We start from the raw sequence: 23,207 nt of genomic DNA on the forward strand, positions 1-23,207 counted from the left end.
TGTGTGGAAAGGTTGGTGAATGCCTCAGGCGAAATATGCCTGAGCCTCCTCCGGTAATGCCCGGCCCGTCTGGTGTGCACGTTCAAGCACCTGCCAGAAAAAACGGTAGCTGGCACGGTCGTGCAGCGTTCCGTCAAAACTGGTGGGCGCCCAATCGGCACGTACGGCAGCAGCTATTATTTTTGTAGCGGTATCAATCTCGCCTTCGCCCGGGGCAAAGGCTTCGAGAATCGGTCGGATCTGGTCCGGATGGATGCTCCACATGCGGGTGTACCCCAGTTCACGCGACGCACGGCGGGCGGCGCTGGCCATGGCGGCAGTGTCCTTGAACTCGGTGACAACACAATGTGACGGCACCTTGCCGTAAGCATGACAGGCAGACGCAATTTCAAGCTTGGCGCGTACCACCAGCGGATGTGTGAACTGGCCCTGCCCGCTCATCCCGTCCGCAGGAATCGCGCCGCCGTGGCTGGAAACAAAATCCATCAGCCCAAAGCTGATGGACTGCACACGCGGATGCGCGGCAATGTCAAACGCATTGCGCACTGCCAGGGGGGACTCGACCAGCACGTGAAGCGGAAGGTCTGGCGCCGAAGCCGCCAGAAGCGCTTTTTCAGCCCTCACCACGTCATCCACCGACTCGACCTTGGGCACCATGATGTGGCACAGGTGGCGCGACAGCTTGCCCGCAATCACCGCGATGTCGGATTCAAATGCCGGGTGATCTACCGCATGCACGCGCACAGCCACGCGCGCCTTGTCTGCAGCCAGTGCCGCCAGCGCCACCACCATGGCCGCGTGCTCGGCCTCGCCGCCAACAGGCGCGCCGTCTTCGCAATCGAGCGTGACGTCAAAAACGCAGGCGCCGAACTCTTCCATCATTTCTGCCTGCAACTGCAGGCTCTTGCGCATGCGCGCCTCAACACCGCTGTAGTGGTCGCAGACCGGCAGCATGGTCGAGGCGGCCTGCGCACCAAGAAGTACCTGGCGCGGATTCATTGCGACAGGCCCTTCAGGCAGAGGCAGCAGAAACAGCTGTAGAGCGATGGATGCCAGCCGCTCATGAGCACAGTGGGTACAAGTTCTAGGCTCAGGTCAGGTCTGTTGCCGGGGCTTATCAGAGCAGGTGCTTGACGCCGTCCTGTTCGCCCTTGAGCTCGTCCAGGGTCTTGTTGATGCGTTCACGGCTGAAAGCGTCGATCTCGAGGCCTTCGACCAGCTTGTATTCGCCACCTTCACAGGTCACGGGGAAACCGAACATGACGTCCTTGGGAATGTCGTACTGGCCATCCGAAGGAATGCCCATGGTGACCCACTTGCCGTTGGTACCCAGCGCCCAGTCACGCATGTGGTCAATGGCGGCGTTGGCAGCAGAAGCAGCTGAAGACAGGCCACGCGCTTCAATGATGGCAGCGCCGCGCTTGCCCACGGTCGGCAGGAAGGTGTTGGCGTTCCATTCCTGGTCGTTGATCATCTTGGCAACGCTCTCGCCATTGATGGTGGCGAAGCGGTAGTCGGCGTACATCGTGGGCGAATGGTTGCCCCAGACGGTGAGTTTTTCGATATCGGCCACGGCCTTGCCGGTCTTGGCAGCGATCTGGCTGGCCGCACGGTTGTGGTCCAGGCGCAGCATGGCGGTGAAGTTCTTGCGTGGCAGGTCAGGCGCGCTCTTCATGGCGATGTAGGCATTGGTGTTGGCGGGGTTGCCGACGACCAGCACCTTGACATTGCGGCTGGCAACCGCGTTGAGGGCCTTGCCCTGCGCCGTAAAGATGGCACCGTTGACGGCGAGCAGCTCTGCGCGCTCCATGCCCGGGCCGCGGGGACGCGAACCGACCAGCAGTGCGTAATCAGCGTCCTTGAATGCGGTCATCGGGTCGCTGTGGGCTTCCATGCCGACCAGCAGCGGGAAAGCGCAGTCGTCGAGTTCCATCATGACGCCCTTGAGCGCTTTTTGCGGGCCTTCAACCGGCACTTCGAGCAATTGAAGGATCACGGGCTGGTCCTTGCCCAGCATTTCGCCGGATGCAATGCGGAACAGCAGTGCGTAACCGATTTGGCCAGCTGCACCGGTAACTGCAACGCGGACGGGTTTCTTGCTCATGATTGAAGGACTTTCAAGTTGGTTAGATTGGAAATCTGGAAGATCGGGATGTGAAATGCGGCGTTTGGCATGTAGCAACACGCCAGCCGGAGCGCTGGTTCAGCCGAAGATTTTACGCCCGAAAAAGGGTAAACGTCAATTTGTCTTATGTCTTATATAAGATATGATTGACAAACATTTTCATACAAAACCATGGCCGCCGTTCCACCCTTCCCGACCGCGCCTTCTGCTGATGATTTTGCAGGGGCAACGCCTGCTTTCAGCCCGCTGTACCAGCAGATCAAGGGCCTGATATTGCAAAGCCTGCAGTCCGGCGAGTGGAAGCCCGGCGAAGCCATCCCCTCGGAGATGGATCTCGCTGCGCGCTACCGCGTCAGCCAGGGCACGGTGCGCAAGGCGATTGATGAACTTGCCACCGACAACCTTGTGGTGCGCCGCCAGGGCAAGGGCACGTTTGTCGCCACACATGCCGAGCAGACCGTCCAGTTCCGTTTTCTCAAGCTGGTGCCCGACAGCGGGTCACCCGGCAGTGAAGGCCCTGCGCAGCGGGAGATTATTGACTGCCGCCGCCTGCGTGCCCCTGCCGACATTGCGCGCGCACTGGCCCTGCGCAGCGGTGACTCTGTTCTTCAGGCACGCCGCGTCCTCAGCTTTGCGGGAACGCCCACCATTCTTGAAGACATCTGGCTGCCGGCTGCACCGTTCAAGGGTTTGACTGCAGAGCGCCTGGCCAACTACCACGGCCCCATGTATGCACTCTTTGAAACCGAGTTCAACGTACGCATGGTCAGGGCTGAGGAAAAAATTCGCGCAGAACCCGCAATTGACGGTCGTGAGTTGCTGCTCAAAGTACCGCACGGCGCGCCGCTTCTCAGCGTTGAGCGCATTGCCTACACCTATCAGGATGTACCGATGGAACTGCGCCGCGGTTACTACCGCACCGATACGCACCACTATCACAACACGCTGAACTGAGCGCCGGTCCATGGCAGGCTTCAAGGGCAACAAGGCAGCCTTGCCCAGCAAGACCTGCATCGCCTGCGGGCGGGAGATGGTGTGGCGCAAGAGCTGGGCCAAAAACTGGGATGACGTCAAATACTGCTCGGACGCGTGCCGTGCGGGCAAACACAGACCCTCCAGACCGGTAAATCCGCTGGCATCCTGAAAGCCCGCCTTGACGACCCGGTCAACCTGAAACCCGGATAAATACCAACAAGTCACAAATTAGAATGATCGGTATGAAGCTGGAGTCATGTCGTAACCTCGTCTTTGTTCTGGGCGACCAGCTGGATGAGGAATCGTCGGCCTTTGACGGCATTGATACAGATCAGGACGTCGTGCTGATGGTTGAAGCCGCTGAAGAATCGACTCATGTCTGGTCGCACAAGGCACGCACCACCCTGTTTCTTTCAGCCATGCGCCACTTTGCGCAGGACCTCGCGCAGCGGCCGGCCCCATTACGGGTTGAATACCGCTCGCTGCACGTCGAACGGGATGCGACGCTTGCCGAGGGCCTGGGCGCAGCCCTCCTGAAGTACCACCCACAACGCCTCATCTGCGTGGAGCCCGGAGACCTTCGGGTCAGGCAGATGATTGAAGCAGAGATGGCCTCTGCTTCTACAACAAAGCTGGAATGGCGCGAAGACAGACATTTTTTATGCAGCGTTTCGCAGTTTCGGGCCTGGGCAGGCCAATCCGCCAGCCTTCGCATGGAGTTTTTCTACCGCACCATGCGCAAACAATACCGGGTGTTGATGGACGGCGACAAACCCGTCGGTGGCAAGTGGAACTACGACGCTGAAAATCGCAAGGGCTTTGGCCGCGCCGGCCCTCAGGATGTCCCACGGCTTCCAGTATTTGAACCTGACACCGTGACCCGCGAGGTGATGGCGCTGGTTGAAAAGGACTTTGCCGATCACCCGGGCAAGCTGGAACACTTCAACTGGCCGGTAACGCGCAAGGATGCCTTGCTCGCCCTGGATGATTTCATTGAGCACCGATTGCCCCTCTTTGGCGCGCATCAGGACGCCATGTGGACGCATCTTGATTTCGGTTGGCATTCGTTGTTGTCGAGTTCGCTCAACCTGAAGCTGCTCAATCCGCTGGAGGTGGTACTCGCTGCCGGGAAGGCATGGCGTGAGCGGGATCTGGACCTGGCCAGCGTCGAGGGCTTCATTCGCCAGATACTGGGCTGGCGTGAATTCATCCGGGGTGTGTACTTTCTCGACATGCCCGGGCTGAAGACCGCCAACCACTTTGGCCATAAAAATGCCCTGCCCGCCTGGTACTGGACCGGCGATACGCATATGAACTGCATGCGCCAGTGCATTGGCCAGACCCTGGAAAATGGCTATTCACACCATATACAGCGGCTGATGGTGACCGGCATGTTCGGGGTGATGGCCCAAATCACGCCACAACAACTGTGCGACTGGTATCTTGCCGTCTATGTGGATGCGGTCGAATGGGTGGAACTGCCCAACACGGCCGGCATGGCCCTCTTCGCAAATGGCGGGCGCTTTACGTCCAAGCCCTACATCGCAAGCGGCGCGTACGTGAAACGCATGAGTAACTATTGCAGCAGTTGTAAGTACGACCCCGAAACCCGGACCGGACCCGCGGCCTGCCCCATGACCACGCTGTACTGGAATTTCCTTGACACGCGTGAGGCAGCGCTGGCAAATAACCAGCGCACTGCCCTGATGGTCAAAAACCTGCAGCGCATGACAACAGCGCAACGCGAGGAAGTTGGCCTGCGCGCATCTGAAATGCTCGGAAACCTCGACTCACTCTAGGCCCGGATCAAGGCAAGCTGCATGCAAACAATAGTAAAACTACCTAACCCGACCAAAAATTCAAGTCATGCGCGCCATGCACATAAGCTCATGCTGCATTGCAATAGAATCCTGAGTTGAGCAAATCTTGCCGGTTACCAAGCAGTTACTCAAAATATAGAAAGCCACGTATGTCCGAATCAGCGACAACCGCAGTGAAGAAGCGGCCCGAGTTCCGCAACATCAACGCCATCACCGATCTCCCCACCTACCGCTTGCCCGCTGCCGGCATCGTCTCCATCCTCCACCGCATCAGCGGGGCCATCATGTTTTTGCTGATGCCCTTCATCATCTGGATGTTTGACACCTCGATTTCTTCTGAAATCTCCTTCGCACGATTTACCTCCGCTTTCAACGTCGGCATGCTGTATTTGCCAGGCTTTATCTGGAAGCTGGTGGCACTGGCCCTGATCTGGGCCTACTTGCATCATTTCATCGCCGGCCTGCGCCACCTCTGGATGGACACCAGCCACGATGCCGTGAGCAAGGAATTCGGCAAGACTTCAGCTGTGGTGACGCTGGTCCTGAGCATCGGCCTCACGCTGGTGCTGGGCGCCAAGCTGTTCGGCCTGTACTAATACAACAAGGAGCATCAGAAAATGGCAGTTAATTACGGCTCCAAGCGCATCGTTGTCGGCGCCCATTACGGTCTGCGCGACTGGCTGGCACAGCGTGTCACCGCCGCCCTGATGGCCCTGTTCACCCTCATCGTCCTGGCGCAGGTCATCTTCAGCAAAGGCCCTATCGGTTACGACAAGTGGTCCGGCATCTTCTCGTCACAATGGATGAAGACCCTCACCTTTGTGGTCATCATTGCCCTGCTGTATCACGTCTGGGTCGGCATGCGCGACATCTGGATGGACTACATAAAGCCGGTCTGGCTCAAGCTGGTCCTCAATGTCTTCACGATTGCATGGCTGGTGGGTTGCGCCGGCTGGGCGATCCAGGTTCTGTGGCGCGTCTGACCAGATACCGCCCGCAAGACAATAAATACCCCACATAAAAATCATGACCGCAACTTCCAAACTCCCCAAGCGCAAATTTGACGTCGTCATCGTCGGTGCCGGCGGCTCCGGCATGCGCGCATCCCTGCAGCTGGCGCGTGCCGGCCTCAATGTCGCAGTGCTTTCCAAAGTTTTCCCGACCCGCTCGCACACTGTCGCGGCCCAGGGCGGCATTGGTGCCTCCCTCGGCAACATGAGTGAAGACAACTGGCACTACCATTTCTATGACACCGTCAAGGGTTCCGACTGGCTCGGCGACCAGGACGCGATCGAATTCATGTGCCGTGAAGCACCCAAGGTCGTCTATGACCTCGAACACATGGGCATGCCGTTTGACCGCAATCCCGATGGCACGATTTACCAGCGCCCCTTCGGCGGCCACACCGCCAACTACGGTGAAAAGCCTGTTCAGCGCGCCTGCGCGGCGGCCGACCGTACGGGCCACGCCATGCTGCACACGCTGTACCAGCAGAACGTCAAGGAAAAAACCAGTTTCTTCGTCGAGTGGATGGCACTGGACCTGATTCGTGACGAGGCTGGCGACGTGGTCGGCGTGACCGCGATTGAAATGGAAACTGGCGACGTTCACATCTTCGAAGCCAAGACCACCATGCTGGCCACCGGCGGCGCAGGCCGCATCTTTGCCGCATCGACCAATGCCTTCATCAACACCGGCGACGGCCTGGGCATGGCGGCACGTGCCGGTATTCCGCTGGAAGACATGGAGTTCTGGCAGTTCCACCCCACCGGCGTGGCCGGTGCAGGCGTGCTGCTGACCGAAGGCTGCCGCGGTGAAGGCGCGATTCTTCGCAACAGCGAAGGCGAGCGCTTCATGGAACGTTACGCCCCGACGCTGAAAGACCTGGCACCGCGTGATTTCGTGTCGCGCTCCATGGACCAGGAAATCAAGGAAGGCCGTGGCTGCGGCCCCAACAAGGACTACATCCTGCTGGACATGACCCACCTGGGCGTGGACGCCATCATGAAGCGCCTGCCGTCGGTGTTCGAGATTGGCCACAACTTTGCCAACGTCGACATCACGAAAGAACCGATTCCCGTCGTCCCGACCATCCACTACCAGATGGGCGGCATTCCGACCAACATCCATGGCCAGGTCGTCACGCAGGATGCGAACAACCAGAGCCAGGTCGTCAACGGCCTGTACGCGGTGGGTGAATGCTCATGTGTCAGCGTGCACGGCGCCAATCGCCTGGGCACCAACTCGCTGCTCGACCTGCTGGTCTTCGGCAAGGCAGCCGGCAATCACATCGTCGAATACGCGAAGACCACCACGCACAAACCCCTGCCTGCAGATGCGGCCGACAAGACCCTGGCCCGTATCGCGCGCCTGGACAACGCCACAGGCGGCGAATACGCACAGGACGTTGCCAACGACCTGCGCAACGCCATGCAGCAGCACGCCGGTGTGTTCCGCACCCAGGCCATCCTGGACGAAGGTGTGGCAAAGATTGCAGCCATGCGCGAGCGCGTGGCCAACATCGGCCTGAAAGACAAGTCAAAAATCTTCAACACCGCACGCATCGAGGCGCTGGAAGTTGAAAACCTGATCGAAGCGGCGCAGGCGACCATCGTTTCCGCCGCAGCCCGCAAGGAAAGCCGCGGCGCGCACTCGGTCGATGACTACGGCGATACGCCAGAGCATCCAAACGGCCGCAACGACACCGACTGGCACAAACACACGCTCTGGTACAGCGAAGGCAGCCGCCTGGCTTACAAGCCCGTGCAGATGAAGCCACTCACCGTCGAGTCCGTGCCCCTCAAGACCCGAACGTTCTAAGCGTCCGTTCAAGAAGCAAAAACAGTCGGCCCCGCGATCCATAAAAATCGAGAACCCACATGACCAAACGTACCTTTCAGATTTACCGCTACGACCCGGATACCGATGCCAAGCCTTACATGCAGACCATCGAGGTCGAGCTGGACGGCCACGAGCGCATGCTGCTGGACGCGCTGATGAAGCTCAAGGCGCAGGACCCGAGCATCAGCTTTCGCCGTTCATGCCGCGAAGGCGTCTGCGGCTCCGATGCGATGAACATCAATGGCAAGAATGGCCTGGCCTGCCTGACCAACATGAACACGCTCAAGGGCACCATCGTGCTCAAGCCGCTGCCCGGCCTGCCCGTGGTGCGCGACCTGATCGTCGACATGACGCAGTTCTTCAAGCAGTACAACTCGATCAAGCCCTACCTGATCAACGACAACCTGCCGCCCGAGAAAGAGCGCCTGCAAAGCCCCGAAGAGCGCGACGAGCTCAATGGCCTGTACGAGTGCATCCTGTGCGCCAGCTGCTCGACAAGCTGCCCCAGCTTCTGGTGGAACCCGGACAAGTTTGTCGGCCCGGCCGGTTTGCTGCAGGCCTACCGCTTCATCGCCGACAGCCGTGACGAAGCCACGGGTGAGCGCCTCGACAACCTCGAAGACCCTTACCGCCTGTTCCGCTGCCACACCATCATGAACTGCGTCGACGTTTGCCCGAAGGGCCTGAACCCCACAAAAGCAATCGGCAAGATCAAGGAAATGATGGTGTTGCGGGCCCTGTAATTACTCGATTCATGCAAGTCATTGACGCCCTCCTCGACGAACGCGCCCTGAGCAAGCTCAGGTGGCGCTGCCGTCGGGGCCTGCTCGAAAACGACCTCCTCATCGAACGCTTTTTTGCCCGGCACGAAGCCACTTTGACCGTCCGGCAGGCCAAAGGCATGAATGATTTAATGGAGTTGTCCGACAATGACCTCCTGGACCTTTTGCTAAAAAGAAAAGAAGCCTCACAGCTCTCAGAGCCTGATTCACAGGCCACTGCATCCACTCCCGAAGCTCTCGAAGTTCTCTACCTGTTACGTCCAGCCGCAAGCCCGGCCGTGACTGCCCCTGTTTGACCTGACCAGAAAGAAGCATGAAATGAAGCTAGCTGACAATAAAGCCACCCTGTCCTTCAGCAACGGCAGCCCGAGCATTGATTTGCCGGTTTACAAGGGCAATGTCGGCCCTGACGTGGTCGACATCCGCAAGCTGTACGCGCAGACCGGCATGTTCACGTATGACCCGGGCTTCCTGTCCACCGCGTCCTGCCAGTCGGCCATCACCTACATCGACGGCGACAAGGGTGAGCTGCTGTACCGCGGCTACCCCATCGAGCAGCTGGCCACCAACTGCGATTACATGGAAACCTGCCACCTGCTGCTGTACGGAGAGCTGCCGAACGCCAAGGGCAAGGCCGACTTCACACGCACCGTGACCATGCACACCATGGTCAACGAGCAGATGCAGTTCTTCCTGCGCGGGTTCCGCCGTGATGCGCACCCGATGGCCATCATGACCGGCCTGGTTGGCGCGCTGTCGGCCTTCTACCACGACAGCACGGACATCAACAATCCCGAGCACCGCGAGATCGCCGCGATCCGCCTGATCGCCAAGATGCCAACGCTGGTCGCCATGGCATACAAGTACACCGTGGGCCAGCCCTACATGTACCCCAAGAACGACCTGAGCTACGCCGGCAACTTCCTGCACATGATGTTTGCAACTCCGTGCGAAGACTACAAGGTCAACCCTGTGCTCGAACGTGCGCTGGACCGCATCTTCATCCTGCACGCAGACCACGAACAAAACGCCTCGACCTCTACCGTGCGCCTGTGCGGTTCGTCCGGCACCAACCCGTTTGCCGCGATTGCAGCCGGTGTGGCCTGCCTCTGGGGTCCCGCACACGGCGGCGCCAACGAAGCAGCCCTGAACATGCTGGGCGACATCCAGAAAAACGGCGGCATCGAGAAAATAGGTGACTTCATCAAGCAGGTGAAGGACAAGAACTCCGGCGTCAAGCTGATGGGCTTTGGCCACCGCGTCTACAAGAACTATGACCCGCGCGCCAAGCTCATGCAGGAAACCTGCAAGGAAGTGCTGAAGGAAATGGGCCTTGAAAACGACCCGCTGTTCAAGCTGGCCATGGCCCTGGAAAAAATTGCCCTGGAAGACGACTACTTTGTCTCGCGCAAGCTCTACCCCAATGTCGACTTCTACTCTGGCATTGTGCAAAAAGCCATCGGCATCCCCGTGCCGCTGTTCACCGCCGTCTTCGCGCTGGCCCGTACCGTCGGCTGGATTGCCCAGCTGAACGAAATGATCAGCGACCCTGAATACAAGATTGGCCGTCCACGCCAGTTGTTCACCGGCTCCGAAACCCGCCAGGTCAAGCCCATCGCCCAGCGCTAGGCTGCGTCACAGGCACACAGCAGCACGAGTTGCCAGCCAGGCCCGCCAGATGGCAACGTCGGCGGGCTTTTTTACGCCTGCGTGAAGCTACTTCGCCCCACACTCCTTCAAAAACAAAGTTTCAGAGCGGCAGTCAGCTTCTGCTTACTATCAAATTTATAGCTGCTCACGTACGTATTTATTGGCCTGCAGCCGTTTTTATGCCTCAAAACAGGCCTTTTTTGATCCAAAAAAGCGGATTTGAAGCATCACCGACAGCTGGAAAGTCAGATTTTTAACGTGTACGGCAAAAAATTAACATCTACGTTAAAAATTGGCTGGCGAACTGAATCGCTCACGGCAAGTCGGCCATCGTGGATTGCGATGACAAACACCATCCGGTCAAGGCAAAATATCACCCATCGTCTCAAAAGGCGATGCTCAGTGTCTGTTCACACTATTTTCAGGAGATGCGTTGTGAGTCAAAAGGGCTGTGCGCAAGGCGCAAAACGCAGATGGGGTAGACCCCATCAAGGCTTTGCAACGCCGCGCACGGCCTTTTTGATCACAACCCGCAGGGAACGGGGTGAAAACAGCGCCACTCTGCGTTGCACTCCTGGGTCAGGCAGGTGCCTGAACGTCGTCGCGCGCCTTGATTGGCGCTGTTTTCACCGCGTTCGCACTCCTGAAAATAGTGTGAACAGACCCTGACCCATGTCCACCAAAAGCTCAGAACGCAACTTCGCGCGCCGCATAGACCTGACCTCGCTTCAGCTCTTTGTGGCCGTGTGCGAGCTGGGCAGCATTGGCAAGGCGGCAGAGCGTGAGTTCATTGCCGCCTCAGCCGTCAGCAAGCGTTTAAGCGACCTTGAAGCGACACTCGACACCCCCCTGCTCTACCGCCACACACGCGGTGTCGGCCTGACGCCTGCCGGCGAGAGCCTGCTGCACCATGCGCGCTCTGTGCTTTTCAGCCTTGAAAAAATGCAGGGCGAGCTCAGCGAATATGCCGACGGCGTGCGCGGCCATGTGCGGGTGCATGCCAGCATCTCGGCCATCGTGCAGTTTTTGCCCGAGGACCTGGGTGCCTTCATCGCCGGGCATCCGCAGATCAAGATCGACCTTGAGGAACACCTGAGCACCGAGGTCATGCGCGCCGTGCAGGAAGGCGCCGCCGACCTCGGCATCTGCAACACCGGGGTCGGGGCTGGCGAGTTGCAGACCATGCCCTACCGCAGCGACAAGCTGGTGCTAATCGTTCCCCGGGGTCATGCCCTTGCAGCGCTGGGCCCGATCCAGTTTGAAGCTGCGCTCGACTACGACCAGGTCGGCCTGCATTCGAACAGCTCGATTTACCTGGCCATGCGCCAGGCCGCTGCCGACGTGGGCCGAACCATCAAGCTGCGCATCCACGTCACCGGACTGGACGCCATGTGCCGCATGATCCAGAACGGCCTGGGCGTCGGCGTGATGCCGCATCGCGCGTTCGAGCTGATGCACGGCATGGGCGAACTGGCCGCCGTGCCGCTGCTTGACGAGTGGGCGACGCGCGACATCCAGCTGGTCGCGCGCGATTTTTCAACCCTGCCCGTGACGGCCCGCCTGCTGGTCGAACACCTGACGCAGCCGGCGAAAGATGCAGCGCCGGCGAAAAACAAATCTGCAGTGCGCGCCGCCGCCAGACCCGCCGCGGCGACCGCCTGAAAAGACAACACGAATCACCACAACAATTACCACGACCGAAAGCAAAAGGAAATCACCATGGGACGCACCCTCTACGACAAGATCTGGGACGAACACGTCGTTCATACCGAAGAAGACGGCACCTCGATTCTGTACATCGACCGCCATCTGGTCCACGAAGTCACCAGCCCGCAGGCATTTGAAGGCCTGCGCGAAGCCGGCCGCAAGGTCTGGCGCATCAGCTCCATCGTCGCCACCGCCGACCACAACACGCCCACCACAGGCTGGGAGCTGGGCTACGACGGCATCACCGACCTGGTCAGCAAGGAACAGATCACCACGCTGGATGCCAACATCAAGGAATCAGGCGCTGCAGCCTTCTTCCCGTTTCTCTCCAAACGCCAGGGTATCGTGCATGTTATGGGGCCTGAAAACGGCGCCACGCTGCCCGGCATGACGGTTGTTTGCGGCGACTCGCACACCTCCACCCACGGCGCTTTCGGCGCGCTGGCGCATGGCATTGGCACCAGCGAAGTCGAGCACGTGATGGCGACCCAGACGTTGCTGGCAAAAAAAGCCAAAAACATGCTGATCAAGGTCGAAGGCAAACTCGCCCCCGGCCTGACGGGCAAGGACATCGTGCTGGCCATCATCGGCAAGATTGGCACGGCGGGCGGTACCGGCTACGCCATTGAATTTGGCGGCTCGGCCATACGCGCGCTCAGCATGGAAGGCCGCATGACGGTCTGCAACATGGCGATTGAGGCCGGCGCTCGGTCCGGCCTCGTTGCGGTAGACCAGAAGACCATCGACTACGTCAAGGGCCGCCTGCTCTCGCCCACCGGCGTCGAGTGGGACATGGCTGTGAAGTACTGGAACACACTGCAGTCGGATGCCGATGCGAAGTTTGACGCTGTTGTCGAACTCGACGCCAGCCAGATCCAGCCGCAGGTCACCTGGGGCACCTCGCCCGAGATGGTGCTGCCCGTGACCGGCAAGACGCCAGACCCGGACAAGGAAAAAGACGCCAACAAGCGCGATGCCATCGAACGTGCGCTGAAATATATGGGCCTGGAGCCCGGCAAGGCCCTTGACGACATTTACGTCGACAAGGTCTTCATTGGCTCGTGCACCAACAGCCGCATTGAAGACATGCGCGAAGCCGCCGCCGTGATCAAGAAGATTGGCCAGAAAGTCGCCAAGAACGTCAAGCTGGCGATGGTTGTGCCCGGTTCAGGCCTGGTCAAGGAACAGGCAGAACGCGAAGGCCTGGACAAGATTTTTGTCGCCGCAGGTTTTGAATGGCGCGAGCCCGGCTGCTCGATGTGCCTGGCCATGAACGCCGACCGGCTGGAGCCGGGCGAGCGCTGCGCCTCGACCAGCAACCGCAACTTCGAAGGCCGGCAGGGCGCCGGCGGCCGCACCCACCTGGTCAGTCCGGCCATGGCAGCTGCTGCAGCCGTACACGGTCACTTCGTCGATATCAGAAAGTTTGCGTAAGGAACCATCATGCAGAAATTCACCGTACACAAAGGCCTGGTCGCTCCCATGGACCGCGAGAACGTCGACACCGACGCCATCATTCCCAAGCAGTTTCTGAAGTCCATCCGCAAGACGGGTTTTGGCCCCAACCTGTTTGACGCCTGGCGTTACCTCGACGAAGGTTTCCCGGGCCAGGACCCGGCCAGCCGCAAGCCCAACCCCGACTTCGTGCTGAACCAGCCGCGCTACAAGGGCGCGTCGGTGTTGCTGGCGCGCAAAAACTTTGGCTGCGGCTCCTCGCGTGAGCACGCGCCCTGGGCCCTGGACCAGTTTGGCTTTCGCGCCATCATTGCGCCCAGCTACGCCGACATCTTTTTCAACAACAGCTTCAAGAACGGCCTGCTTCCCATCGTGTTGCCGGAGGCACAAGTGGCAGCCCTGTTTGATGAAGCGCTGGCCTTTCCAGGCTATGAACTGACGATTGACCTTGAGCGCCAGGTCATCGTCAAGCCCGACGGCAAGGAACTGCCGTTTGATGTGCAGGCCTTCCGCAAATACTGCCTGCTCAACGGACTGGACGATATTGGACTGACCTTGCGCCAGAGCGACAAGATCAAGGCCTATGAGGCCGAACGCCTGGCCACCAAGCCCTGGCTCAACCACATGGCCACGCCAGGTTTTACCGGCTGAAAATCCGGGTTCGCGACAACTATCGCCATTTAAAACAATCGCTACAAGAAGACAGTAAAAATGAAAATCGCAATCCTGCCGGGTGACGGCATTGGCACAGAAATCGTCGCCGAGGCCGTCAAGGTCCTCAAGGTCCTGGACCTGAAGTTTGAAATGGAATCGGTACTGGTCGGCGGCGCCGCGTATGAAGCGCATGGCCACCCGCTGCCTGAAGCCACGCTCAAACTTGCAAAAGAATCGGATGCGATTCTGTTTGGCGCTGTCGGCGACTGGAAATACGACAAGCTGGACCGCCCGCTGCGCCCCGAGCAGGCCATTCTGGGCCTGCGCAAGAACCTGGGCCTGTTCGCAAACTTCCGCCCCGCCATCTGCTACCCGCAATTGGTGGACGCCTCCAGCCTGAAACGCGAACTGGTCGCCGGCCTGGACATCCTCATCATCCGCGAACTCACCGGCGACATCTACTTCGGCCAGCCACGCGGACGCCGTGTTTCACCTGACGGCCACTTCCTCGGCAGCGAGGAAGCCTTCGACACCATGCGCTATTCGCGCCCTGAGATCGAGCGCATCGCCCGTGTCGCCTTTGACGCCGCCCGCAAGCGCGGCAAGCGCGTCACCAGTGTGGACAAGGCCAACGTGCTGGAAACCTTTCAGCTCTGGAAAGACGTGGTCACCGAAATCGGCAAGGAGTACCCCGATGTCGCGCTCGACCACATGTACGTCGACAACGCCGCCATGCAGCTGGTCAAGGCGCCCAAGAAGTTCGACGTGGTGGTGACCGGCAATATGTTCGGCGACATCCTGTCTGACGCCGCCGCCATGCTCACCGGCTCCATCGGCATGCTGCCCTCGGCCAGCCTGAACGACAAAAACCAGGGCCTGTACGAGCCCAGCCACGGCAGCGCCCCCGACATCGCCGGCAAGGGCGTGGCCAATCCGCTGGCCACCATCCTCAGCGCCGCCATGATGCTGCGCTTCAGCCTGAACCAGCCGGAAGCGGCAGAACGCATTGAAAAAGCCGTGGATGCCGTGTTGACCCAGGGACTGCGCACACCCGATATCTACAGCGAAGGCACGACCAAGGTCGGCACGGTGGAGATGGGCAATGCGGTGGTCAAGGCGTTGAAATAGCCCCCACGGTTGCGCACAACGCGCAAGCGCCCTGCCCCCCGAGGGGGCCGCTGCGCCTGCGGTCTGGCAAAGCCAGTCCCGCGGCCCCTGCTTGCAAAGAGGAGCGCCGTCGATTCGCTACAATAGAGCCATGTTTAAAAACCCCGCACCCGTGAGCTTTGTCGCCGCTTCGCGCGCGACCAGCGCTGCGCCGGTTTTTAGCCAGATCACCAAAACGACCACCATTAAGGGCTAGCAAGCCTGGTTCGTCGTGCCCTGCCGGCTCGATGAGCCGGGCCAAAAAGCCTTATTTTTGACTTTTTGAAGGGCAACATCATGAAACTCAAGGGAAATCTCACGGGACTCGTCGGCTGGCGGGGCATGGTCGGCTCGGTGCTGATCGACCGCATGCAGGCCGAAGGCGACTTCGACCTGATCGAGCCAGTCTTCTTTTCGACTTCCAATGCCGGCGGCAAGGCCCCTGCGCAGGCGAAGAACGAAAAGACCCTGAAGGATGCCTACGACATCGACGCCCTGAAGAAATGCGACGTGATCATCACCGCCCAGGGCGGCGACTACACCTCTGAGGTCTTCCCCAAGCTGCGCGCCGCCGGCTGGGACGGCCACTGGATTGACGCCGCATCGACCTTGCGCATGAACAGCGATGCCATCATCGTGCTGGACCCGGTCAACCTGCCCGTCATCCAGAACGCCATGAGCAAGGGCGGCAAGAACTGGATTGGCGGCAACTGCACCGTCAGCTGCATGCTCATGGGCGTGGGCGCACTCTACAAGGCCGGTCTGGTCGAGTGGATGACCAGCATGACCTATCAGGCCGCTTCAGGCGGCGGCGCGCAGCACATGCGTGAACTGCTGACCCAGTACGGCACGCTCAACAGTGAAGTGCGCGCCCTGCTGGACGACCCGAAGTCCGCCATCCTTGAAATCGACCGCCGCGTGCTGGCCAAACAGCAGTCGCTGACTGCCGACGAAACCGCCAACTTCGGCGTGCCACTGGGCGGCTCGCTGATCCCCTGGATCGACAAGGATCTGGGCGACGGCATGAGCAAGGAAGAATGGAAAGGTGGCGCAGAAACCAACAAGATCCTGGGCCAGGGCGCTGGCTTTGGCACGGCGGCCACGCCGGTCGACGGCTTCTGCGTGCGCATAGGCGCCATGCGTTGCCACAGCCAGGCATTGACCTTCAAACTGAAGAAGGACGTACCGCTGGCAGATATCGAGGCCATGATCGCCGCTGACAACCAGTGGGTCAAAGTGGTGCCCAACACGCGCGAAGCATCGATCAGGGACCTCACACCGGTGTCCGTCACGGGCACCATGCAGATTCCTGTCGGCCGCCTGCGCAAGCTGGCCATGGGCCCTGACTACCTGGGCGCATTTACGGTCGGCGATCAGCTTTTGTGGGGTGCGGCAGAACCGCTGCGCCGCATGCTGCGCATCCTGCTACAGGCCTGAGGCCCGGAAATTGCTCAAAGTGAGGCGAGTGACCGATCCATCGCCAACAGGTAAGCACTTGTGAATGGGCGTTGTCGTCAGACAACAATTAAAAGTTGTAAGTGCCGCCTGACCAACTGTGTCAAAACTTAAGTGGTGTCTTAGCTTGTCAGCGTAATGCCTTGATGTTAAGGTTGTTTTTCGAAAATACGCATCGAGGTTTTTGTGCGCTTAAGCAGAATAAAGTTACATGCAGACCGAGCACAGGAGGCTCAAAACCCCATGAATAATCCCGGTCATTTGCGCATGGGGGCACTTGCAAGCGCAGTCGCATTGCTGGCCGGTCTGGCAAGTTTTGACGCAGCGGCCCTGGGTCTGGGCCGCATCACGGTTCAATCTGCACTCGGTGAGCCCCTGCGGGCAGAGATCGATATTTCCGAAATCAACGCCGATGAGGCGAACAGCCTGCGCGCCGGCGTCGCCAGCCCGGACGCATTCAAGCAGGCAGGTCTTGAATACACCCCTGCCGTTGTGGGCCTGCAGGTCAGCCTGCAAAAACGCGCCGACGGCCGGGCCTTCCTGCGCCTGAGCAGCACAAGGCCTGTCACCGAACCTTTTGTAGACCTCGTTCTGGAGGCCAACTGGTCGTCAGGCCGCATCGTGCGTGACTACACCATGCTGTTTGACCCGCCCAACCTGCGGCAGGCGGCAGCGCCGGTCTCACCCACAGCCCCGATATTTTTCCGACCGGCAGCGCCTCTCCCCCCACCTCCGGCAGCAGGCATCGCCAGCACTCCGTATTACCCCACCAGCCCGCCGCCTGCCAGGGTCGCGCCAGCGCCAGCTGCAGTCGCGCCCGTGCAAAGACCTGCGCCACCTCCCCGGCAACCTGCTGTCGCGCGGGCTCCAGCCAGCGGCCAGCAAGTTACCGTCAAGGCCGGCGACACGGCTGGCAAAATCGCCGCCCAGAACAAGCCTGCCAGCATTTCGCTGGACCAGATGCTGGTGGCATTGCTCAGAAGCAACCCGGACGCATTCATAGGCGGCAACATCAACCGCCTGAAATCCGGCGCGGTGCTGGATCTTCCCTCGGCTGACGATGCCGGGGCAATGACGCCAGGCGAGGCTTCCCGGACCATAGTCGCCCAATCCAAAGATTTCAATGACTTCCGCCGCAAGCTGGCCGATGGTGTTCCCGCCACACAGGCTGACAGTTCCACCCGTCAGGCCAGTGGCAGGGTGCAGGCCCGTGTCGAAGACAAGGCACCGGCGACGACAGCCCCCGACAAGCTGACCTTGTCAAAGGGCGCAGTCCAGGGCAAAGCGGCAGCAGAAGACAAGATCGCCAAGGAACGCGAGTCCAAAGCGGCTTCTGATCGCGTTGCCGAACTCTCAAAAAACATCAGCGACCTGAGCAAACTGACCGCCGGGCCAGCCGCAACTGCCAGCGCAGCCAAAGGCGTCGGTGTCCCGGTGGCAAACCCGGGCGCTCCCGCCTCTTCTCCGACTGCGGCAGGCACCGCAGCATCCGCGCCCGCAAGTGCACCTCGACCAGTTGCCAGTGCAGCCGTCGCGGTTGCCAGTGCGCCGGCATCGGCATCCCTGGCTGCAGCCTCTTCACCGCTTGCAAGCGCGAGCGTAGCGGCAAGCCCGGCATCCCAGGCTGCCGCCGTGGCCGCAGTTGCCAGTCCGCCTGCAGCGCCAGTGGTCAAAAAACCGGTAGCGCCTCCTCCCCCTCCGCCGCCTGAGCCCAGCCTCATGGATGAGTTGCAGGACAACCCGTTTGTCCTGCCGGGCATTGCTGCCCTGCTGCTGTTGCTGGCCGGTTTTGGCTTCTACCGCTACAAGAAGCGGAACAACGCCGTTCAGGTAGACAGTTCATTCCTCGAAAGCCGACTGCAGCCGGACTCATTCTTTGGCGCAAGCGGAGGCCAGCGTATCGACACCAGCGAAGGCGGTGCCACAGGCTCGTCCCTCGTCTACTCACCCAGCCAGCTCGACGCGGCAGGCGATGTGGATCCCGTCGCAGAAGCAGACGTTTACCTCGCCTATGGGCGCGATCTGCAGGCCGAGGAAATCCTCAAGGAAGCCATGCGCACGACCCCGACGCGTGTGGCAATTCACTCCAAGCTCATGGAAATCTACGCCAAACGCCGCGATACCAAGGCTTTTGAGGTGGTGGCCATTGAAGCTTACAACCTGACGCGTGGCGAGGGCCCCGAGTGGGCTTACATCGCTGAAATGGGACGGGATCTTGATGGATACAACCCGCTCTACCAGCCTGGTGGCCAGCCACTCACGTCTGACGGGGGCGGTTCCGTTGATTCGACCAGCAGCGCGCCTGCGTTTGGCTCAAGCACGATTCCGCAAATGATTGAGGCACAGCCAGAAGAACCGGCAGGTTCCGTGGACTTCGATCTGGACCTGGACTTTTCCCTGGGTGATGAGCCCCCGGCAGTAGCCGCCCTGCCGCCAGCCGCCGCACCCGTTGAGCCAGCATCGAGCTACCAGCCTGAACCCACAGTCGCAATGCAGGCCCCGCCCGCAGACCCTATCTTCGACGGTCTCGAGATGGACTTTTCAACCGGCACGGTCGCGCTGCACCCAACACCGGAACCCGCCCCGATTGCCCTCGCCGAGGACAATCCGGCAGAGATGACCCTTTCGTCAAGCGGCCTGACATTTACAACCGAAGAACCAGCCCCTGCGTCTGCAAAAGCGGTTCCTGCGCCCGCCCCGCTGGCTGCCGCGCCCGACAACGGTATGCTGGAGTTCGACCTGGGCTCCCTGTCTCTGGACCTGGGTGGCCCCAGTACAGAAAGCCCAACCCTGTCACTGGCTGAAGAGTCCTCTATCGGTGACGACCCACTGGCCACCAAGCTTGCGCTCGCTGAAGAATTCCAGGCGCTGGGCGACTCCGATGGTGCGCGTTCGCTGGCAGAGGAAGTTGCGTCCCAGTCCACCGGACCGCTCAAGAGCAGGGCGCAGGCGTTTCTTAACGGCCTGTCGTGACGGCCAGTTGAACGCTGTATCGCGTTCGCTGGTTACTGCGCACCAGGCCGCCGCATCACCGTGAGAATAGCTCTTGGCGTAAGCTACGGCGGAAGCGGGTATGAGGGCTGGCAAAGCCAGCTATCGGGTAACACCGTACAGGACAAGCTGGAGCTGGCACTTGGCAAATTTGCAGCCCAGCCGATACGCACCCTTTGCGCTGGACGCACCGATGCAGGTGTACACGGGCTGATGCAGGTCGTTCACTTTGACACTGGATTGAAGCGTGAAACAGCATCATGGGTGCGCGGCACCAATGCTTTCCTGCCCCGGGATATTGCCGTGCAATGGGCACGGGAAGTGCCGGACGAATTCCACTGCCGGGGAAGCGCAATTGCACGCCGTTATGCCTATGTGGTGCTGGAGTCCCCGGTCCGCCCCAGCGTGGAAGCTGGTCGGGTGGGCTGGGTTTACAGGCCCCTGGACGGCAATGCCATGAAAGAGGCGGCAGCATACCTGGTCGGGGAGCATGATTTCAGCTCGTTCCGGGCAGCGCAGTGCCAGGCGAAATCTCCCGTAAAAACCGTCAACAGGATTGACATCAGCAAGCGGGCGGGTGAGGGTGCCAGTTATTGGCGTTTTGAATTTGAAGCCAACGCATTCCTGCACCACATGATCAGGAACGTCATGGGATGCCTGGTTGCGATTGGCCAGGGCGAGTATCCGCCGCAATGGCTAGGCGAGGTCATACAAGCGCGCCGGCGGGACGCCGCAGCGCCCACCTTTTCCCCGGATGGCCTGTATTTCCTGGGACCGGTCTATGAAGACCACTATGGCCTGCCCAAACGCACAGCGGCCTATGATTGGCTTCCCTGATCAAGACCCTATTTTAAAACCATGAATATCCGTACCCGCATCAAGATCTGCGGCCTCACCCGTGAAGAAGACGTCGATGCTGCAGCGGCAGCAGGCGCAGACGCGGTCGGATTTGTGATGTACGGGCCGAGCCCGCGTCACGTTACGGTTGAGCGCGCCTCCCGACTGGCCAGCAGGCTGCCACCCTTCGTCACGCCGGTACTTCTTTTTGTAAATGCAGAGCTGGCTGACATTCAGGCGGCATGCGAAAAAATACCCAATGTCCTGGTTCAATTTCACGGCGATGAAACGCCGGAGCAATGCATTCGGGCTGCACGCCCTTTCCTGCGCGCCGCACGCATTCCCCTTGATGAAGCAGACCAGGGCTTCAATCTCGTAAAATACGCAGAAGACTTCAAGGCAGCCCAGGCCATCCTCCTCGACGCTCATGTTCAGGGATATGGCGGAGGCGGCAAAACATTCAATTGGTCACTTCTTCCTCCAAACGTCAGCGCTCACCTCGTTTTGTCTGGTGGACTCACACCTGCAAATGTGGGCGATGGCATTTTGCAAGTCAGGCCGCGTTGTAAAACGCTGGCCGTTGATGTCAGCTCGGGCGTCGAGATTTCAAAAGGAATCAAAAGCGCCGACAAGATCAACCAGTTCGTGGCTGCCGTGCGCGCAGCCGACGAGCAATTTGCAAAGAATCCCGACCACTATGTACGACTATCAACAACCTGATGTCTCAGGACATTTTGGTATTTACGGCGGCAGTTTTGTTTCAGAAACGCTGACCCATGCCATCACCGAGCTGAAAGAGGCTTACGCCAGATACCAGCATGACCCCGGGTTCCGGGCGGAGTTCAATTCGGAACTCAAGCACTTCGTGGGACGGCCCTCCCCCATCTATCATGCTGCGCGCATGAGCCGTGAACAGGGCGGCGCCCAGATTTACCTCAAACGCGAAGACCTCAACCATACCGGCGCGCACAAGATCAACAACACCATAGGCCAGGCCATGCTGGCCAGGCGGATGGGCAAGCCGCGCGTCATTGCAGAAACAGGTGCCGGACAACACGGTGTAGCCACCGCGACCATCTGTGCACGCTACGGGCTGGAATGCGTCGTTTACATGGGCAGCGAAGACGTCAAGCGGCAAAGCCCCAATGTCTACCGGATGAAGCTGCTGGGGGCAACTGTGGTGCCGGTTGAAAGCGGCAGCAAAACACTGAAAGATGCCCTGAACGAGGCCATGCGCGACTGGGTCGCCAACGTTGACAACACCTTCTACATCATTGGCACGGTCGCAGGTCCGCACCCCTACCCGATGATGGTGCGGGACTTCCAGAGTGTGATCGGCACCGAATGCATTACACAAATGCCCGAGTTCACAGGCGGCCAGCCTGACGCCGTCATCGCATGTGTTGGTGGCGGCAGCAATGCCATGGGTATCTTTCACCCTTACATCCCATACACGAACACGCGCCTCATCGGCGTCGAGGCTGCAGGCGAAGGCATGGACAGCGGCAAACATTCCGCTTCGCTCCAACGCGGCGTAGCGGGCGTGCTTCACGGCAACCGGACCTATGTACTGCAGAACGAAGATGGCCAGGTGACCGAAACGCACAGCATCAGCGCCGGTCTGGACTACCCTGGCGTCGGACCTGAGCACGCCTTCCTCAAGGATATCGGCCGTGCCGAGTACGTGGGCATCACTGACGAGGAAGCACTTCAGGCTTTTCACTACCTCTGCAGGACAGAAGGCATCATTCCCGCCCTCGAATCCAGCCATGCAGTGGCATATGCCATGAAGCTGGCAAAGACCATGCGCACAGACCAGAGCATTCTGGTAAACCTCTCCGGCAGGGGTGACAAGGACATAGGCACAGTGGCAGATTTGTCCGGTGCCGATTTTTATGATCGGCCCTCAATGCGTGGACTTTCAGTCAAGGGCGGCGGTGCCAAATCATGAGCCGTATTGCACCCGTTTTTGCCAGACTCAAGAGTGAAGGCCGCAAGGCCCTTATTCCTTTCGTGACAGCAGGGTTTCCTTTTGCAGATGTCACGCCCGAACTGATGCATGGCATGGTGGCCGGTGGTGCTGACGTCATTGAACTGGGCGTTCCCTTTTCGGATCCGAGCGCCGACGGACCTGTGATCCAGAAGGCGGGTGACAAGGCCCTGGCCAGCGGCATCGGCCTGCTCCAGGTACTGGAGATGGTTCGCACCTTCCGTACACAGGACAAAACCACACCCGTAGTACTGATGGGATATGCCAATCCGATAGAGGCCTACGACATCAGGCACGGCGGTGGAAACTCCGAAGACAGCGCCTTCATACGCGACGCCTCAAACGCAGGTGTCGACGGCGTGCTTGTCGTTGACTACCCGCCTGAAGAATGCGTGGAATTCGCTGCCCGCCTTCGCGCCAGGGACATGGACCTGATCTTCCTGCTGGCTCCGACCAGCACAGACCAGCGCATGCAGCAGGTGGCCCAGGTCGCCAGCGGATACGTCTACTATGTGTCCCTCAAAGGCGTGACCGGGTCAGGCGCGCTGGACGTGGATGCCGTAGGCGCCATGCTGCCACGCATCCGACGGCATGTCAGCGTCCCGGTAGGCGTCGGCTTCGGCATCCGGGATGCCGCGGCCGCCAAAGCCATAAGCCAGGTGGCCGATGCCGTAGTCATAGGCAGCAAAATCATTCAGCTGATTGAACATCAGCCACGTGAAAAAGTAGCTGCTGTGGCGCAGGATTTCCTCAGGGAAATCCGTCTCGCCCTGGACTGA

At 60.0% G+C, this 23,207-nt stretch carries 21 protein-coding genes; 19 read left to right on the forward strand and 2 right to left on the reverse strand.

Annotated elements, in window-relative coordinates:
* Window positions 1-24 precede the first annotated feature (24 nt).
* Both HYX42_RS20515 and HYX42_RS20520 read right to left on the reverse strand, forming a co-directional pair.
* On the reverse strand, window positions 25-999 hold the full coding sequence (locus HYX42_RS20515) for an aldolase/citrate lyase family protein (RefSeq protein ID WP_293406631.1): 975 nt from the start codon (window positions 997-999) through the stop codon (window positions 25-27).
* Between the two features lie 118 nt (window positions 1,000-1,117).
* The gene (locus HYX42_RS20520) at window positions 1,118-2,104 is read right to left on the reverse strand and encodes a malate dehydrogenase (protein WP_293406633.1); all 987 of its coding nucleotides are present in this window, start codon (window positions 2,102-2,104) and stop codon (window positions 1,118-1,120) included.
* Between the two features lie 192 nt (window positions 2,105-2,296).
* On the opposite strand from HYX42_RS20520, the gene HYX42_RS20525 reads away from it, so the two are divergent.
* The 19 genes from HYX42_RS20525 to trpA all read left to right on the forward strand — a co-directional run bounded on the left by HYX42_RS20525 (window position 2,297) and on the right by trpA (window position 23,207).
* Window positions 2,297-3,079, forward strand: a complete 783-nt coding sequence (locus HYX42_RS20525; protein ID WP_293406635.1) for a GntR family transcriptional regulator — start codon at window positions 2,297-2,299, stop codon at window positions 3,077-3,079.
* Between the two features lie 10 nt (window positions 3,080-3,089).
* Complete coding sequence (locus HYX42_RS20530; protein WP_293406637.1) at window positions 3,090-3,269, forward strand: DUF2256 domain-containing protein; 180 nt, start codon at window positions 3,090-3,092, stop codon at window positions 3,267-3,269.
* 64 nt (window positions 3,270-3,333) lie between these two features.
* Window positions 3,334-4,899 carry a cryptochrome/photolyase family protein gene (locus HYX42_RS20535; RefSeq protein WP_293406639.1) on the forward strand — a complete coding sequence of 522 codons (1,566 nt, stop codon included), beginning with the start codon at window positions 3,334-3,336 and terminating at the stop codon, window positions 4,897-4,899.
* Between the two features lie 170 nt (window positions 4,900-5,069).
* Window positions 5,070-5,516, forward strand: coding sequence for a succinate dehydrogenase, cytochrome b556 subunit (gene sdhC / locus HYX42_RS20540; protein WP_293406641.1), 447 nt, complete (start codon window positions 5,070-5,072; stop codon window positions 5,514-5,516).
* 21 nt (window positions 5,517-5,537) lie between these two features.
* Window positions 5,538-5,903 carry a succinate dehydrogenase, hydrophobic membrane anchor protein gene (sdhD, locus tag HYX42_RS20545; RefSeq protein ID WP_293406642.1) on the forward strand — a complete coding sequence of 122 codons (366 nt, stop codon included), beginning with the start codon at window positions 5,538-5,540 and terminating at the stop codon, window positions 5,901-5,903.
* A gap of 43 nt (window positions 5,904-5,946) precedes the next feature.
* Window positions 5,947-7,740, forward strand: coding sequence for a succinate dehydrogenase flavoprotein subunit (sdhA, locus tag HYX42_RS20550; protein WP_293406643.1), 1,794 nt, complete (start codon window positions 5,947-5,949; stop codon window positions 7,738-7,740).
* Window positions 7,741-7,799: 59 nt separating this feature from the next.
* Window positions 7,800-8,504 carry a succinate dehydrogenase iron-sulfur subunit gene (locus HYX42_RS20555; RefSeq protein WP_293406645.1) on the forward strand — a complete coding sequence of 235 codons (705 nt, stop codon included), beginning with the start codon at window positions 7,800-7,802 and terminating at the stop codon, window positions 8,502-8,504.
* Between the two features lie 11 nt (window positions 8,505-8,515).
* A complete protein-coding gene (locus HYX42_RS20560; RefSeq protein ID WP_293406647.1) occupies window positions 8,516-8,839 on the forward strand; it encodes a succinate dehydrogenase assembly factor 2 in 324 nt (107 codons plus the stop codon).
* A gap of 22 nt (window positions 8,840-8,861) precedes the next feature.
* Window positions 8,862-10,172: a citrate synthase gene (gene gltA, locus HYX42_RS20565; RefSeq protein WP_293406649.1), complete on the forward strand. Its 1,311-nt coding sequence runs from the start codon at window positions 8,862-8,864 to the stop codon at window positions 10,170-10,172.
* A gap of 693 nt (window positions 10,173-10,865) precedes the next feature.
* Entirely contained in the window at window positions 10,866-11,855 is a 990-nt protein-coding gene (locus tag HYX42_RS20570) for a LysR family transcriptional regulator (RefSeq protein WP_293406651.1), read from the forward strand.
* 57 nt (window positions 11,856-11,912) lie between these two features.
* Window positions 11,913-13,334 (forward strand): 3-isopropylmalate dehydratase large subunit, encoded by a 1,422-nt coding sequence (leuC, locus tag HYX42_RS20575; protein WP_293406653.1) that lies wholly within the window; start codon window positions 11,913-11,915, stop codon window positions 13,332-13,334.
* A 9-nt stretch (window positions 13,335-13,343) separates the two neighbouring features.
* Complete coding sequence (leuD, locus tag HYX42_RS20580) at window positions 13,344-14,006, forward strand: 3-isopropylmalate dehydratase small subunit (protein WP_293406655.1); 663 nt, start codon at window positions 13,344-13,346, stop codon at window positions 14,004-14,006.
* Window positions 14,007-14,066: 60 nt separating this feature from the next.
* On the forward strand, window positions 14,067-15,137 hold the full coding sequence (gene leuB, locus HYX42_RS20585; protein ID WP_293406657.1) for a 3-isopropylmalate dehydrogenase: 1,071 nt from the start codon (window positions 14,067-14,069) through the stop codon (window positions 15,135-15,137).
* A gap of 315 nt (window positions 15,138-15,452) precedes the next feature.
* Window positions 15,453-16,592: an aspartate-semialdehyde dehydrogenase gene (gene asd / locus HYX42_RS20590; protein ID WP_293406659.1), complete on the forward strand. Its 1,140-nt coding sequence runs from the start codon at window positions 15,453-15,455 to the stop codon at window positions 16,590-16,592.
* A gap of 261 nt (window positions 16,593-16,853) precedes the next feature.
* Complete coding sequence (locus tag HYX42_RS20595; protein WP_293406661.1) at window positions 16,854-19,583, forward strand: FimV/HubP family polar landmark protein; 2,730 nt, start codon at window positions 16,854-16,856, stop codon at window positions 19,581-19,583.
* Window positions 19,584-19,643: 60 nt separating this feature from the next.
* A complete protein-coding gene (truA, locus tag HYX42_RS20600; protein WP_293406663.1) occupies window positions 19,644-20,438 on the forward strand; it encodes a tRNA pseudouridine(38-40) synthase TruA in 795 nt (264 codons plus the stop codon).
* 21 nt (window positions 20,439-20,459) lie between these two features.
* The gene (locus tag HYX42_RS20605) at window positions 20,460-21,158 is read left to right on the forward strand and encodes a phosphoribosylanthranilate isomerase (protein WP_293406665.1); all 699 of its coding nucleotides are present in this window, start codon (window positions 20,460-20,462) and stop codon (window positions 21,156-21,158) included.
* Window positions 21,136-22,389: a tryptophan synthase subunit beta gene (gene trpB / locus HYX42_RS20610; RefSeq protein ID WP_293406667.1), complete on the forward strand. Its 1,254-nt coding sequence runs from the start codon at window positions 21,136-21,138 to the stop codon at window positions 22,387-22,389. Before HYX42_RS20605 ends, trpB begins: the two co-directional genes overlap by 23 nt.
* Window positions 22,386-23,207, forward strand: coding sequence for a tryptophan synthase subunit alpha (gene trpA, locus HYX42_RS20615; protein ID WP_293406669.1), 822 nt, complete (start codon window positions 22,386-22,388; stop codon window positions 23,205-23,207). The genes trpB and trpA overlap by 4 nt, the downstream gene beginning before the upstream one ends.

It is taken from the genome of Polaromonas sp. (assembly GCF_016185115.1).
Classification (GTDB): Bacteria; Pseudomonadota; Gammaproteobacteria; order Burkholderiales; family Burkholderiaceae_C; genus Polaromonas.